This window comes from Sneathia vaginalis (assembly GCF_000973085.1).
GTDB lineage: Bacteria > Fusobacteriota > Fusobacteriia > Fusobacteriales > Leptotrichiaceae > Sneathia > Sneathia vaginalis.
Map to the genome: position 1 here is coordinate 169,420 of NZ_CP011280.1, position 15,701 is coordinate 185,120.

Below are 15,701 nucleotides of genomic sequence, written 5' to 3' on the forward strand. Positions count from 1 at the left end.
AAGAGGTTATATCAATGAAATATATAGTTAGTAAGACAAATGATACACATTTTAATATGGCAATGGAAGAATATTGCTTTAAAAAATTAACTGATGAAGAAGAAATATTTATACTTTGGATTAATCAACCATCAATAATTATAGGTAAACATCAAAATGCAATTGAAGAAATTAATGCTGAATATGTAAGAGAAAATAATATATGTGTTGCAAGAAGAGTTTCAGGTGGTGGAGCAGTCTATCATGATTTAAATAATTTAAATTATACTATTATTTCATCAAAAGTAGGAAATGAAGCATTTGATTTTAAAACATTCTCACAACCAGTAATAAACGTACTAAAAAAATTAGGTGTAAATGCAGAATTTACAGGAAGAAATGATATACAAATAGATAGTAAAAAGATTTGTGGTAATGCTCAAGCATATTTTAATGGAAGAATGATGCATCATGGTTGTCTTTTATTCAATGTTGATTTAACTGTTTTAACAAAAGCACTTAAAGTATCAAAAGATAAGATAGAATCTAAGGGTATAAAGTCAGTTAGAAGTAGAGTGACTAACATATTAGATGAGTTACCTAAAAAAATTACAATAAAGCAATTTATGAATATGATACTAGATGAAATGAAGAGTACTAATAAAGATTTTACTGAATATGTATTTACAGATAAACAATTAGAAGAAATAAAGCACGCAAGAGATACTAAACAAGCTACATGGGACTGGGTATATGGTAAGGCACCAGACTATAATATAAAAAGAGGAGTTAAGTACCCATCTGGTAAAATTACTACATATGCAGATGTGCAAGGTTCAGTTATTAAAAATATTAAAATATATGGAGATTTCTTTGGTATTAATGATGTTGATGATATTGAAAAGGTCCTAATAGGTAGAAAATATACTTATGAAGATGTACTAGATGCCTTAAAAGACATTGATATATCAAAATACTTCTTGGGAATGACAAAAGAAGAAGTCGCAAAAGCAATATGTGAAATATAGGAAGGGGATATCTATGAAATTAACAGAAGAAATGAAGAAAATGTTTTCTGAACAGTTACCAATAATAGCAACTGTAAATGAAGATTTAACAGCCAATGTAGGTCCTAAAAGATCAGGAAGAGTTTATGATGATGAAACTATAATATTTAATGAAAATACAGCAGGTAGAACAGAAAGAAATATTGAAAGAACAGGAAATGCTACAATAATAATAGTTGATCGTGAAAAACTAGATGGTTACAGATTTGTTGGTAAAGCAAAAGTATACAAAGAAGGAAAATACTACGAAGAAGCAAAAAAATGGGCAGAAGGTAAAATGGGAGTACCAAAAGCTGTAACAGTCATAAAGATTGAAAGAATAGACACATTAAAATCAGGTCCTACTGCTGGGCAAGAAATTAAATAATTGTATGACAAAATAGCTAGCTAGAAACTAGCTATTTTTTGTGATATAATAAAAAAAAGAATGAAGGTAATACATGTTTAATGAAGTTATGTATAAACTAAATGAATTGGGTATAAAAGTTCATAGAAGGTGTGAGAACTAAGACTATGTTTTTGACTATCTCTATTTGGCTTATTAAATAATATAGGATATGAATTAAAAATAATAGAACTTTAAATGTGGAGGAAAGATGAAAAGAGAATTAGCATTGGAATTTGCTAGAGTTACTGAAGCTGCAGCATTAGCAGCATACAAGTGGATAGGTAGAGGTAATAAAGAGGCTGCAGATCAAGCTGGTGTTGATGCAATGAGAACAATTTTTAATAGAATTAAGATTGATGGAGAAATAGTTATAGGTGAAGGAGAAATAGATGAAGCACCTATGCTATACATAGGCGAAAAAGTAGGGCTAAAAGATAAAGATGTTAGCTATGAAAAAGTTGATATAGCAGTAGATCCAATAGAAGGTACAAGAATGACAGCACTAGCTCAATCAAATGCTTTAGCTGTATTAGCAGTTGCTAAGGGAGGAACATTCTTAAAAGCTCCTGATATGTATATGGAAAAATTAATAGTAGGTCCAGAAGCTAAAGGGCTAATAGATTTATCAAAACCCCTTATAGAAAACATTGAAATAGTAGCTAAGGCTAAGAATAAGAAGGTAACAGATTTAATGATAGTAGTGCTAGATAAACCAAGACATAAAAAGATTATACAAGATTTACAAGAAAGAGGTATAAAGGTGTATGCACTTCCTGATGGTGATGTTGCAGGATCAATATTAACTTGTATGCCAGATTCAGAAGCAGATATGCTATATGGTATAGGTGGAGCTCCAGAAGGAGTAATATCTGCTGCTGTAATTAAAGTTATGGGTGGAGATATGCAAGCAAGACTTAAATTAAGATCAGAAGTTAAAGGAATATCACTTGAAAATGATAAGATTTCTAACTTTGAAAAAGCGAGATGCGAAAAAAGAGGATTGCATGTAGGAGATGTTTTAACATTAAAAGACTTAGTTAATACAGATGAAATAATATTTTCAGCAACTGGAGTAACTAGTGGAGATTTATTAGAAGGTGTTAAAAGAAAAGGCGATATAGCTAGAACCCAAACCTTATTAGTCAGAGGTTCATCTAAAACAATTAGATATATTAATTCAATACATAATTTGAATTACAAAGATCCAAATATTAGTCACTTAGTTAAGTAGTGGGGAAAGTTATAAAGCTTTTCCCTTTTTAATTGTAAGAAATGTCTAAATAGTGTATAATAAAAATAAAAACGGAGTAATTATTTATGAATAAAAAAGTTGTTGTAGGTATGTCTGGAGGAGTAGATTCTTCTGTAACAGCCTTACTTTTGAAACAACAAGGTTATGATGTAATAGGTGTTTTTATGAAAAACTGGGAAGAAAAAGACGATAATGGAGTTTGTACCAGTGAAAATGACTATTTAGACGCACAAAAGGTAGCAGAAAGCATAGGTATTCCTTGTTATTCAGTAAATTTTGTTAAAGAATACTGGGATAGAGTCTTTCAATATTTCTTAGATGAGTATAAAAAAGGGAGAACACCTAATCCAGATGTTATGTGTAATAAGGAAATAAAGTTTAAGGCATTTCTTGATTATGCAATGAGCTTGGGTGCTGATTATGTTGCAACAGGTCATTATGCAAAGGTTATACACAGTGATAAAGGAGCTATACTTTTACGTGGTATAGATGATAATAAAGATCAATCATATTTTTTATCAGAATTATCAAAAGAACAATTAGAAAAAGTATTATTTCCATTAGGAGATTATATTAAACCTGAAATAAGGGAAATTGCAAAGAAGTATAATTTAGCAACAGCAAACAAGAAAGACAGTACAGGTATTTGCTTTATAGGTGAAAGAGACTTTAATAAGTTTTTAAGTCAATACTTACCTTCAAAAGCAGGTAACATTGTTGATAACAAAGGTAAAATATTAGGAAGACATAGTGGACTTATGTACTATACTATAGGTCAAAGAAAAGGTATAGGTATAGGGAATAGCAAAGAAGGAAATGGACAACCATATTTTGTTGCAGATAAGAATTTAAAGACAAATGAATTAATAGTCTCACAAGGGGATACAAGTATACTTTATTCCAAAGGATTGATTACAAATGAGTTCAATATTATTAACACTGAACTAGTAAGTTTTCCACTAAGATGTACTGTTAAATTTAGATATAGACAAAAGGACGTATCAGCAACTATGTATAAACTAGATGATGGAAGAATAAAAGTTTTATTCGATGAAAAACAAAGAGCAGTAACACTAGGTCAAGTGGTTGTTGGATATTTAGGAAATATTTGCATCGGTGGAGGAGCAATAGATGAGATTATAAAATAGGAGATGAGCTTATGTTTTGGGATATTTTCTTTAAAAAGAGTAGTGATAAGGATGACGAACAAAAAGAATATATAGACATAATCGATGATAAAGGGAAAAAAGTAAGTGTAGATAAAAAAATATGGCTAAAAAGAATGAAAGAAAAATTAGATGAGAATAAGAATAATATTACAAAAGAATGTGATATTTTAGAAACAGCTATAGGATATGGATTATCACTTGATGTTGTTGAATATTGTATGAAATTATACAATGAGAATAAGAGCAATCAAAGATGTGTTGATTTAATTTTTCAATGCTATATGAATAACAATATGTATAAAGAAGCAGTAGAAGTATATGAAACATACTTAAATGCAGGATATCCATTTAATTATGCAATGTATTATGATTTAGCTATAGCACAAGAAAAAAATAGAGATTATAAGTCAATGGAAAAAAACTTATTTATGTCATTTACAAATAATAATAACTACATAAAGGCTATAGATAAATTAAAAGACTATATGAAAGGTCAAGGAGACGACTTCTACTATGAATGGTTGAGTAATTTAGCACAAAATTCTAAGTCATGGTATCTTTATATGGAATTAGCAAAAGTAGAATATGATAGAGGTAATTTAGACGAAGGTATAAAGAATTTATTGAAGAGTTTAGATTTACATACTAGCGATAAGCATATTTTGAAAGTAGCAAATATACTTTTATCAAATAAGAGATATACTGAATTTGAAAACTACATTATTCCAAAATATGATGTTAATTCAGATAATATTAATTTGCACCAAGCAGTGCTTAATTTCTACTTTAAAGACAACCAATGTGATAAGGGATTAGAATTATTACACAAGCTATATTTAAATAATATACAAAATGAATTTTTTGCAGATTACGAAAAGCAATTTTTAAAGAAAAAATTAAAAATAGAAAACCCATCTAAGTATGATAGCATGATAAATGAAAAAGGTTGGGGTAAACTAAAAAGTATAGGAATAAAAGGACCATTAAATACACTTTTATTTAAAACAACACAAGTAAATAGAACAGGTAAGAGTGTTTTATTACTACCATTTGAATTAAATTCGAGTATAAGAGTTCCAGAAAAGGTTAAAGATTTTTCTAAAAATATACATATATTCTTAAATGAAAGAATAAGTCTTTTAACTAATTTAAGAAATATGGCTTTATTTATGTATGATGATTTAGGTACATATGTGTGTAGAAAACCATATTCTGATGAATATTTTGCGAAAATAAAGGAAAGCAACCCTAAACTTGACATGGTATTAACAGGACAAGTAAAAGTCTTAGATGAAAATGGTACATTTGAGTTTAAAATTTTTACTTACGACTTAAATGAAAAACAAAAGGTTGATAGATTTATTATAAAGACAAGTAGTGAGGTTTACAACCAAGTTATAAGTAAATTCTTTAATACAACACTTAAGGTATTATCTGAAACAAATGGTGAAAGTGTTGAAATAACTGATAAGAGATTTATGGAATATTATACAGATTATATTGACATTGTATTAAATGTAAATAAATATAATGAATATAGAATATATGAAACAGATAGAGTGTTGAAGTATTGCTTGAATTATTGTACTGAAAATAAGATAAGCATGGCACTATCTCTTATATATAAACAATCAAAAGTCTTACCAGAAGTAAAAGAAAAATACAAACAAATAATTTATAATGAAATAGCCAAGGGAACTTATAAAGAAGAAATAGTTAAACAATTTAATCTTGTTTATGGAGAAAATAAAGATGAAAACAATATTGAAACAAATGAAGAAAATTAATAATATATTAATTTTAATATTCTTTTTGATACTCCTATTTTTAAAATATTATTACATAGAAAAACCTGTAGGTAATATATATATAACAGTAGGAGGTTTGCTTTTAACAGTAGTAAGTTACTTATATTTTAACAACATATTAAATGAACTTAATATTGAAAAAAAGTATAAATATATCTATTTAGTTATATTAGTATATGCAAATATAATATCAACTATTATAAATGCATCATCATATATAAGTGATATGGTTTACATTAGTGACACTTTTAGATATATTGTTATATTTTCAAAAATAACATATGTGCTTATTAGTCTATATCTTGTTAATGAAGCATTTACAAAAAAGAAATATAGAACGTTATCAGTTTTATTCTTCTTTGTTTCATATTTAAATGTTTGGGAAATATTTGTAAAGTATGAAGCAGTATTAGCGATTATAGCAATATTATTAAATTATGGACTAGAAAGATATGGCAGAATTATTAATAAGAAAAAAGAGAATAATAAGTAATTTAAATAAATTAAAAGAATATTCACCTAATAATATATACGTTTTAAAGGCAAATGCTTATGGCTTAGGTATAGAAAATATTGTAAGTATATTAAAAGAGCAAAATGAAGATTTTTTTGCAGTTAGCAATATAGAAGAAGCTATGAGAGTAAGAAAAATAGACAGTGAATGTAGGGTGTTGATACTAGGAGATGTTGATAAAAAAGATATAGATTTAGTGAAGACATATAATTTTGAGCCAACTCTATTTTCCCAAAAACAAATGGAAAAATACAGGGGACTTAGAGTACACGTTTCATTTAATACAGGACTTAATAGATTAGGATTTGATGAGTATGTTGATTATCCTAATATATTAAGTGTTTATTCACATATATCTGATGCGTTTAATAAGAAAAGAGTAATGGATCAAGTGAATAGATTTGATGAAATTTGTAAAAATTATACCAACGTAAAAAAACATCTTTTTTCAACAGAAGCAATGCTATTATACCCGAACAAATATGATTATTGTCGTATAGGAATGGGACTTTACGGATTTAATGAAGGCTTTTTAAAGGCAAGTGTTTTAAAAGTTAAAGTTTTGCAAAAAAGAAGTATAAAAAAAGGTGAATATATTTTTTATGGAAGTAAGAATATAGCTAAAAAAGATATGGATATAGCTATATTAGAATTGGGGTATAAGGACATAAATATACAAAATGCTTGTATGGATATGATGTATATGCCTATTACAGAAGACATAGGTGATTATGTATATATAGACATAGATTCAGAAAAACAACTTGCAAGTTTGTCACCATATATAAAAAGAACATTAATATAGAAAGAGGATAAATGATAAAAGAAGATATAGTGAATATTTTAGATTCTATAATATTTAAAAATAAATTTAGTAATATAGAATTAAATTACTATTTTACAATAAAGAATTATACATATGAGCAAAAATCTTTTGTAAAAAATATTATAACTGATGTTTTAAAAAATCTCATATACATAGACTATGTTATAAACCAATATGCTAGTAATGTAAGTAAAAGAAAAATAAAGCATCTTTTAAGACTATCTGTTGCACAGATTGCCTTTTCTTCTAAAGATTCAAAAGGTATCATATACGAAGCAAATGAGATAGCAAAAAAAGAGAGCATACATCAGGCTAAATTTGTAAATTCAGTTTTAAATAAGATAGTTTCTAATATTGATAAGATTAATAAGAAAATTGATGATGAGAAGTTATTTCATATAAAATATTCATATCCTAAGTGGTTAGAAGAAAAGATAAAAATAGATTTTCCAGATGACTACATCAATATTATGGAAAATTTAAAAAATAGATCTTATCTATCTATAAGAGTTAATAGAAAAGCCATTGATATAGATAAATTTTATAACCTTATTAAAAACGATGTGGTATACAGATTAGAAGATGTATTCTATTTAAAAAATGGTAAGGTATTAGAAAAGCTAGAAGAAAATACATATTTTATACAAGACGGGGCCTCATATATAGTATGCAAAAATATAGATGTAAAAGATGGAGATACAGTCTTAGATGCATGTAGTAGTCCTGGTGGTAAAACACTTGGTATATTAAGTTTATTCAATCCTAAAGTTGTATACGCACAAGATATATACAATCATAAGATAGAAATTTTGGAAGGTCTAAAAAAGAGATATAACTTTTCTAATATGATAGTAGAGAAAAAAGATGCAACTAATGAAGAGGACTATCCTTTAGAATACTTTGATAAGATATTACTAGATGTTCCTTGTTCAGGTTTAGGTGTAATAAAAAGAAAGCCAGAGAAGATATATAGTTTAAGCTTATCTGATATTAAAGCATTAAAGAAGTTGCAAAAGAAAATAATAGAAAATAATCTTAGATTTTTAAAAAAAGGTGGAGAATTAGTATATAGTACTTGTACTATAACTAAAAATGAAAATACAAATAACATTAAATATATATTAGAAAAATACCCTAACTTAGAGGTTATAGAACCTAAAGTTCCAGAAGGTATAGAGTATATAAAAGACGAAATAGGGGGTATATATTTAAGCTATAAAAATAAGTATTTAGATAATTTTTACATCATAAAATTAAGAAAGAAAAATGAAGATTAATGGAAGTTTTAATAGACGATGATACACGAGATATCTTATACAAACTAAATGAAAAAGGCAGTGCATATATAGTTGGTGGTTATGTAAGAGATACATTGCTTGGTATAAAAAGTAGTGATATAGATATAGTAACAAACTTAGATAAAATTGATATTATAGAAGCTTTAAGAGGATATAATCCAGTTTTATCAAATGATAAATATCAAATTATTACCATAAAATTAAAAGATAAAAAATATGAGATTGCAAGATTAAGAGAAGATATAGGTATATCTGATGGAAGAAATCCCCAATACATTAAATTTATTGATGATATAAATAAAGATTCAGTAAGACGTGATTTTACAATAAATGCTTTTTACTATAACAAAGAATTAATCGATACTCAAAATGGTAGTTATGATTTAGAGAATAGATTGATAAGAAGTATAGGTGATGCAAGTATAAGGTTTAGTGAAGATAGACTAAGAATATTGAGAGCATTTAGATTTATGTCACACTTAGGTTTTGAACTTGAAGAAAATACAATGCTAGTTATAAAAAACATGGCAAAGGATACAAGTCTTTTTTCTTCATTTTCAAAGGAGCGATTAATATCTGAATTTAATAAGATTTTACTAGGAAGATATGCATATAAAGCGATAGAAGCTATGTTTAACTTAAATGTATTAAGACATTTTATAGACATTTTCAATAAAAATACATTTGATAATATATTGTTTCTAGAGATTTGTAAGAAGTATAAAAAAATGCAAGAAAGCTATAGAGAAATTGATATAGACATGAGTTATGCTCTAATATTTTCTTTTTCAGGTAAGAAGAACATTCATACAGAAAGGCTCTATGAAAATGATAGTATAGAGCAGTATGAAAAATTTAGAACAAAATTTACATTAAATGTATCAAAGAAAAGTATAGTAAAAAACCTAATATATTATCATAATTTGGTCAATAAAAAGCCGAGTTTAATTATGTTAAAACGTATGTTATTAGACCTTGTAAATAATCAAAATGTATGTAAGTTATTTAATCTAATAATGATCTTATTTGATTTAAATATAAAAGACATACAAAAACTTTTATACAACATACAAATATTGTATATGGCACAAGAACCAGTATTTTTATCAAGCCTTGATTTAGATAATGTTGATTTATTTAATTTAGGCATAGAAGGAAAAAAGATTCTAGGAATAAAAATGGATGTATTTAGTAAAGTTTTAAATGGAGATTTACCTAATTCTAAATTTGAACTACTAAGCTATATTACAAAAAAATATTTAAATAATGCACAACTTAAGTATGAGAAAAGTGCTGGAGCTATTGTGTATAAGAAAATTAATGGAAAATATATGTTTTTAATAATCAGAGGAAGTAATGGCGGAAGTTTTGGATTTGCCAAAGGTCATATGGAATCAGATGAATGTGAAGAACAAACTGCTATAAGAGAAACAAAGGAGGAAACAAATATAGATATTGCTATAAGAAATTCTAAGGCTTTTAGAAGGACGTTAAAGTATGTAATATATCCTAATATATATAAGGAAGTTACATTGTTCATGGCAGAAGCATTAAGTGCAGATATTAAAATAGATGAACATGAGTTATCAAAAGCACAGTGGTTAACATATAAGCAAGCAAAAGAAGCATTAACGTTTTTAGGTCAAAGAAATATACTTAAAGAAGCAATGATATATTTATACTAGTATGAGAGAAAATATATTTGTTGGGTTAGTTCATTACCCAGTATACAACAAAAATAAAGAGATTGTTGCAACATCTGTAACAAATTTTGATATACATGATATTTCAAGAACAAGTAGAACCTATGACATTAACAAGTATTTTATCATAACACCTGTAAAATCTCAGATAGAATTAACTAAGAGAATAATGGGTTATTGGCAAGAAGGTGATGGAATAGGATTTAATAAGGACAGAAATGAAGCATTCGAAAATACAAGAGTAGTTTCTAGTATACAAGAAGCAATGGATAGTATAGAAAAACTAACAGGTAAGAAACCAAAGATAGTTACAACATCTGCAAAAATACATGATAATAGTATAACATTTGCTGATATGAGTAAGCTTTTATTCACAATGGAAGATCCTGTATTACTCTTATTTGGTACTGGATTTGGATTAACAGATGAGGTAATGTCTATGTCGTATAAGATAATAGAACCTATAAGGGGTAAAACAAAGTATAATCACTTATCAGTAAGAGCAGCAGTTAGTATAATATTAGATAGATTATTGGGGGAAGATTAATGGTAGGAATAGTAATAATAAGTCACTGTAGTAATATAGGTGACGATTTAATAGATTTTTTAAATGTATTTAAAACTAGTGATTTTGAAATAGTAAATGGGTCAGATAAGAATATACAATTTGGTACAACTACTGAATATGTAGTTGAAGCTATTAAAAAAGCAGATAAAGGAGAAGGTGTTTTAGTAATACTTGATCTAGGAAGTTCAATAGACTGTGCAATTCATGCAAAGAAATTACTAGAAGGTAAGATAAAAGTCGAAATAGCTGATGCACCTATGATAGAAGGGGCAATTTCAGCTGTTGCAGGTAATGATGAAACAATAGATTTAAAGACTTTAAAGAAAATTGCAGAAGATAGTAAAGAATTCAGAAAGGTTAAATAATGATAAAAGATAAAATTATTGGTAAAAAAATGGGAGTTATAACCAACATATACTTAACATATATTTTGGCGTTAATATTTTTAATTCCAAGTCTTGTGATACTTTATCCATATGCTATAGTAGTAAAAAAAATTCCTATTTTATCACTAATATTTTTACCGTTAATATATTTAGTAATATATTTAATATTGAATTTTGCATTGTTTAAAAAGAAAATAAAGGTAAAAAATATATTAATTTCATATGTACTACTTTTTGTTCTGATAAGAATACCAATATTGTCATATGTATTTTTGCCTGTAGCACTAATGATACTTTTATTGGGATTAAAAATTAGTGACAAGGTATTTCTGTCTGTGAAACTTATAAAAAACAATATATTTAGACTACTTTTTGACTATATAATAAATATTTTAGTCTTTTCAGTTGTGTTTTCAGTAATTTTAATACTAAAGGCACAATATTATTCAGTTAGTTTTGCGAATAGTGATGAAATATTGGCGTATGTTCATAAACATGCATTGATTTTGAACTATTTTAATTCAATAATTTTTTCAATTAGTTCATATTTACTATACAAAAATTTTGAACAAAATGATATAATTAAGGGTGGTATGAGTGAGTGATGTATATTATGTTGGACATATAACAACAACACATAAGCTAATGGGAGCTGTAAAAATAAGCACTAGTTTTCCAATTTTGGAAGATATAGTAGGCAAAAGAGTAATAGCTTCTAAAAATGATAATATTAAAATACTTTTTGTAAAAAAGGTAGAAGGTTTTAATGGAAAAAGGGCTATAATCTCTTTTAATGAAATAAATGGTATAGATGATGCTAAGGAAATAATCGATGCTGATATTAGCATTAGAAAAGATTTAGTACCAGAATATGAAGAAGAAAAATCTATTATAGGCTATAAGGTCTTAAACTTTAATAAAAGTATAGGACAAGTAGTAGATGTGATGGAAAACAAGGCACAAGATATACTGGTTGTAAAAGGTGAAAAAGAAATACTAATCCCTTTTATAGACGTATTTGTGAAAGAAATTGATGATGAAAGAGAAGAAATACAAGTAGAATTGATAGAAGGTATGCTATGAAAATAACTGTATTAACTTTGTTTAAAGAATTATTCGATATGTATTTAAGTCAAACCATTTTAGATAGAGCAGTTAATAATGATTTGGTTGAATATGATATTGTGAATATACGAGATTATTCAACAAATTCATATCATCAAGTAGACGATACACCCTTTGGTGGTGGAGCAGGTATGCTATTAAAACCAGAACCATTCTTTAAATACTTCTTTAGTTTAAAAGAAGAAAATAGAAAACCATATGTAGTCTTCGTTACACCACAAGGTAATAAATTGAATCAAGAAAGAATTGATAAATTAAAAGAAAAAGAGGATCTTGTAATAATTTCAGGTAGATATGAGGGCCTTGATCAAAGGGTCATAGATAGATATGTTGATGAAGAAATTAGTATAGGTGACTTTGTACTAACTAGTGGTGATTTACCAGCCTTATGTTTAATAGATGCAATTACTAGACAAAAAGATGGTGTAATAACAAAAGAATCATATGAAACAGATTCTTTCTATAACGGACTTTTGGGTTATCCACAATATACAAAACCTAGTAATTTAGGTAGACATAAAGTACCAGAGGTACTACTAAGTGGAGATCATAAAAGAATTAGAGAGTTTCGCTTTAAAGAAAGTGTTAAGAAGACTATAAAAAATAGACCAGACTTAATAGCAAAAAAGCTAGAAGAAGATGAAGATTTTAGAAAGATGATAGAGGATTTATTATGAAAAAAATATTTCTATTGTTTGCTATATTTTCTACATTTACTTTTTCAAGAGGATATATTGAAGAGTATAAAAGGGGATTAGAAAGAGAAAAAACAATTTCAAGGCTATTTTCTGCCATAAAAACAAAAAATAACGTATATGCTGAAGCTTTATTAAGTCCCAAAGCAAATGTTAATAAGGCGTCATATAACATACCAAGTGAAAAAGAGGAAAATAAGGTAGAACTAGATGTAAATGTAGTGGATAAAAAAGGATTCACACCTGTTTTAATATGTGCAATGTATAATAATGTAGATATGTTGAAGGAAATAATAAAAAAAGGTGCTAATCTTGAGGCATTACATCCAATATTAGGTAAAACTTTATTAGTAACTGCAATTTTTTACGGTTCAAATGATGTTGCTAAATTTTTGATAGAAAATAGAAAAGAATTAATCAACAAGGGAAGTAATACAGATGGTTGGTTGCCTATAGAAGAGGCTGTATTACAAGAAAATAAAGATATATTATTACTTCTACTAAGACATGGGGCTATTATTCGCAAAAAAGATAAAAATGGTTACGATGTGTATGATCTTGCAACAAGACATGGAAAAGGTACGATGGTAAAAATATTAAGAGATTATGAATTAGGCAAATTAAAATAGGAGGAGATACATAACATGATAAGATTAACAGGTATTGGTGCTTCTGAGGGTATATCATTAGGTAAAGCACTTATTTACATTGAAGATAAAATTGATTTAGAATCAATGAAAAAATCAAGTTTATCAGCTGAAGCAGAATTAGTGAAGTTAAATGATGGTGTAACTAAGACCAAATCACAATTATTGGCAATTAGGGAAAGAGTAAGAGAAAAACTTGGTGAAGACAAAGCAGCTATCTTTGATGCACACATAGAATTATTGGAAGATGAAGATCTACAAGATGGTATAAAAGAAAGAGTAACTAAAGAAGGTATGAGTGCAGCCTATGCGATAAATGAAGGTGTAGAAGAAACTTGTAATATTTTATCACAATTAGATGACGCATACTTAAGAGAAAGAGTATCAGACTTACGTGATATTGCTAAAAGATGGATAAAAAATACTTTAGGTATTAAGATAAAGGACTTATCTATCTTAGAACCAGATACTATTGTAGTAACTGATGATTTAACACCATCAGATACAGCACAATTAGACTTAGAACATTGTGTAGCCTTTATTACTGAATTTGGTGGTAAAACAGCTCACTCAGCTATTATGGCAAGATCACTTGAAATACCAGCAATTGTAGGTGTAAAAAATATCATACAAACTGTAAAAGATGGTGAATACTTAGTATTAGATGGTGAAAAAGGTATAATATATCTATCACCTACTGAAGAAGTAATAGAAGCATACAAGCAAAAGAAGGTTAATTTCTTAAAAGAAAAAGAAGAATTAAAGAAACTTAAAGATTTACCTGCAACAACTGCTTGTGGTGAAAGAACAGTTAATGTTTGGGGTAACATAGGTAAACCAGAAGATGTAGATGCTGTAATAGCAGCTGGTGGAGAAGGTGTAGGACTATATAGAACAGAGTTTTTATTCATGAATTCTGACCATATGCCAACAGAAGAAGAACAATATGAAGCATATAAGATTGTTGCACAAAAATTAAAAGGAAAACCTGTGACTATAAGAACTATGGATATAGGTGGAGATAAGGAATTACCATATCTTGATTTACCAAAAGAAATGAACCCATTCTTAGGATATAGAGCAATAAGAATATCATTAACACATAAAGATATGTTCAAGACACAATTAAGAGCAATATTACGTGCAAGTGCATATGGAAAGATAAAGATAATGTATCCTATGGTTTGCTCAATAAATGAAATTAGAAAATCAAATGAAATACTAAAAGAATATATGGAAGAATTAGATAAAGAAGGTAAGGTATATGATACTAATATACAAGTAGGTATAATGGTTGAAACACCTTCAACAGCTATGATAGCGTATAAGTTTGCAAAAGAAGTAGACTTCTTCTCAATAGGAACTAATGACTTAACACAATATTTCTTAGCAGTAGATAGAGGAAATGAAAAAGTTTCAGGACTATACAGTGCATTTAACCCAGCAGTATTAGAAGCAATACAAAGAGTAATAGATGCAGGACATGATAGAGGAATATCAGTAAGTATGTGTGGAGAATTTGCTGGTAATAAGAAGGCAACAGAAATACTTTTAGGTATGGGATTAGACTCATTCTCTATGAGTGCAAGTTCTATACTAGGAGTTAAAAAGAAAATTAGAGATACAAAATATGAAGATGCTAAGAAATATAGAGATGTAATATTAAGTATGAATACTCCTGAAGAAGTTATAGATTCTCTTAGATAATAGAAAGAAGGATATATATGAAAAAAGTAGCATTAACACTAGTTAGTGATTTTGAAATAGTTGAAGCAATGGCTCCTTTAGATATGTTAAGAAGAGCAGGAATTTATGTAGATGTAATATCAGTTGAAAACAAGGACTATGTAAAAAGTGCAATAAACATTGAAATAAAGGTAGATAAGAAGTTAAAAGATGTAGATTTATCTACATATGATTTAGTAATTTTACCAGGAGGACCAGGAACAAAGAATTATTATGATCATCAAGACTTGCTAGATAAGGTAAAAGCAAATTATAATAACAAGAAAATGGTTTCAGCTATATGTGCAGGACCTAGTGTATTAGCTAACTTAGGAATATTAGAAGGAAGAAATGCAATATCTTTCCCTAGTTTCCAACATGTATTGGTTGAAAATAACGCTAAATTAGTTAATGAACAAGTTGTTGTATCTGATAATGTAATAACAGGTAGGGCAGCTGCAGCATCAATTGATTTTGGTTTAAAACTTGTAGAAATGTTAGAAGGAAAAGAAACAAGAGAAAAAGTTGAAAAAGCAATAGTATATTAGGAG

At 27.6% G+C, this 15,701-nt stretch carries 17 protein-coding genes; all 17 read left to right on the forward strand.

Features of this window, described 5'->3' with window-relative positions; genetic code table 11:
- Positions 1 to 14: 14 nt before the first annotated feature.
- The 17 genes from VC03_RS00885 to VC03_RS00965 all read left to right on the forward strand — a co-directional run bounded on the left by VC03_RS00885 (position 15) and on the right by VC03_RS00965 (position 15,698).
- Positions 15 to 1,007 carry a lipoate--protein ligase gene (locus VC03_RS00885; protein ID WP_046328248.1) on the forward strand — a complete coding sequence of 331 codons (993 nt, stop codon included), beginning with the start codon at positions 15 to 17 and terminating at the stop codon, positions 1,005 to 1,007.
- A 13-nt stretch (positions 1,008 to 1,020) separates the two neighbouring features.
- Complete coding sequence (locus tag VC03_RS00890; protein WP_046328249.1) at positions 1,021 to 1,413, forward strand: pyridoxamine 5'-phosphate oxidase family protein; 393 nt, start codon at positions 1,021 to 1,023, stop codon at positions 1,411 to 1,413.
- A 229-nt stretch (positions 1,414 to 1,642) separates the two neighbouring features.
- Positions 1,643 to 2,665: a class II fructose-bisphosphatase gene (glpX, locus tag VC03_RS00895; protein WP_046328250.1), complete on the forward strand. Its 1,023-nt coding sequence runs from the start codon at positions 1,643 to 1,645 to the stop codon at positions 2,663 to 2,665.
- 86 nt (positions 2,666 to 2,751) lie between these two features.
- Complete coding sequence (gene mnmA / locus VC03_RS00900) at positions 2,752 to 3,834, forward strand: tRNA 2-thiouridine(34) synthase MnmA (protein WP_046328251.1); 1,083 nt, start codon at positions 2,752 to 2,754, stop codon at positions 3,832 to 3,834.
- A gap of 11 nt (positions 3,835 to 3,845) precedes the next feature.
- Positions 3,846 to 5,642 carry a tetratricopeptide repeat protein gene (locus VC03_RS00905; RefSeq protein WP_046328252.1) on the forward strand — a complete coding sequence of 599 codons (1,797 nt, stop codon included), beginning with the start codon at positions 3,846 to 3,848 and terminating at the stop codon, positions 5,640 to 5,642.
- Positions 5,608 to 6,156 (forward strand): hypothetical protein, encoded by a 549-nt coding sequence (locus VC03_RS00910; RefSeq protein ID WP_046328253.1) that lies wholly within the window; start codon positions 5,608 to 5,610, stop codon positions 6,154 to 6,156. The genes VC03_RS00905 and VC03_RS00910 overlap by 35 nt, the downstream gene beginning before the upstream one ends.
- Positions 6,116 to 6,982, forward strand: a complete 867-nt coding sequence (locus VC03_RS00915) for an alanine racemase (protein ID WP_046328254.1) — start codon at positions 6,116 to 6,118, stop codon at positions 6,980 to 6,982. Before VC03_RS00910 ends, VC03_RS00915 begins: the two co-directional genes overlap by 41 nt.
- Positions 6,983 to 6,993: 11 nt before the next feature.
- Positions 6,994 to 8,280: a transcription antitermination factor NusB gene (locus tag VC03_RS00920; protein ID WP_046328255.1), complete on the forward strand. Its 1,287-nt coding sequence runs from the start codon at positions 6,994 to 6,996 to the stop codon at positions 8,278 to 8,280.
- Positions 8,280 to 9,986, forward strand: coding sequence for an NUDIX domain-containing protein (locus tag VC03_RS00925; RefSeq protein WP_046328256.1), 1,707 nt, complete (start codon positions 8,280 to 8,282; stop codon positions 9,984 to 9,986). Before VC03_RS00920 ends, VC03_RS00925 begins: the two co-directional genes overlap by 1 nt.
- Position 9,987: 1 nt before the next feature.
- Positions 9,988 to 10,551, forward strand: a complete 564-nt coding sequence (locus tag VC03_RS00930) for an RNA methyltransferase (RefSeq protein ID WP_046328257.1) — start codon at positions 9,988 to 9,990, stop codon at positions 10,549 to 10,551.
- On the forward strand, positions 10,551 to 10,937 hold the full coding sequence (locus VC03_RS00935; protein WP_046328258.1) for a PTS-dependent dihydroxyacetone kinase phosphotransferase subunit DhaM: 387 nt from the start codon (positions 10,551 to 10,553) through the stop codon (positions 10,935 to 10,937). The genes VC03_RS00930 and VC03_RS00935 overlap by 1 nt, the downstream gene beginning before the upstream one ends.
- On the forward strand, positions 10,937 to 11,563 hold the full coding sequence (locus VC03_RS00940; protein ID WP_046328259.1) for a hypothetical protein: 627 nt from the start codon (positions 10,937 to 10,939) through the stop codon (positions 11,561 to 11,563). The genes VC03_RS00935 and VC03_RS00940 overlap by 1 nt, the downstream gene beginning before the upstream one ends.
- Entirely contained in the window at positions 11,556 to 12,041 is a 486-nt protein-coding gene (gene rimM / locus VC03_RS00945; protein WP_046328260.1) for a ribosome maturation factor RimM, read from the forward strand. Before VC03_RS00940 ends, rimM begins: the two co-directional genes overlap by 8 nt.
- Positions 12,038 to 12,760, forward strand: coding sequence for a tRNA (guanosine(37)-N1)-methyltransferase TrmD (trmD, locus tag VC03_RS00950; RefSeq protein ID WP_046328261.1), 723 nt, complete (start codon positions 12,038 to 12,040; stop codon positions 12,758 to 12,760). The genes rimM and trmD overlap by 4 nt, the downstream gene beginning before the upstream one ends.
- A complete protein-coding gene (locus VC03_RS06510; protein WP_052727642.1) occupies positions 12,757 to 13,407 on the forward strand; it encodes an ankyrin repeat domain-containing protein in 651 nt (216 codons plus the stop codon). The genes trmD and VC03_RS06510 overlap by 4 nt, the downstream gene beginning before the upstream one ends.
- A 15-nt stretch (positions 13,408 to 13,422) precedes the next feature.
- Complete coding sequence (ptsP, locus tag VC03_RS00960; RefSeq protein ID WP_046328262.1) at positions 13,423 to 15,132, forward strand: phosphoenolpyruvate--protein phosphotransferase; 1,710 nt, start codon at positions 13,423 to 13,425, stop codon at positions 15,130 to 15,132.
- A gap of 17 nt (positions 15,133 to 15,149) precedes the next feature.
- Positions 15,150 to 15,698 carry a DJ-1 family glyoxalase III gene (locus tag VC03_RS00965; RefSeq protein WP_046328263.1) on the forward strand — a complete coding sequence of 183 codons (549 nt, stop codon included), beginning with the start codon at positions 15,150 to 15,152 and terminating at the stop codon, positions 15,696 to 15,698.
- The last annotated feature ends 3 nt before the right edge of the window (positions 15,699 to 15,701 follow it).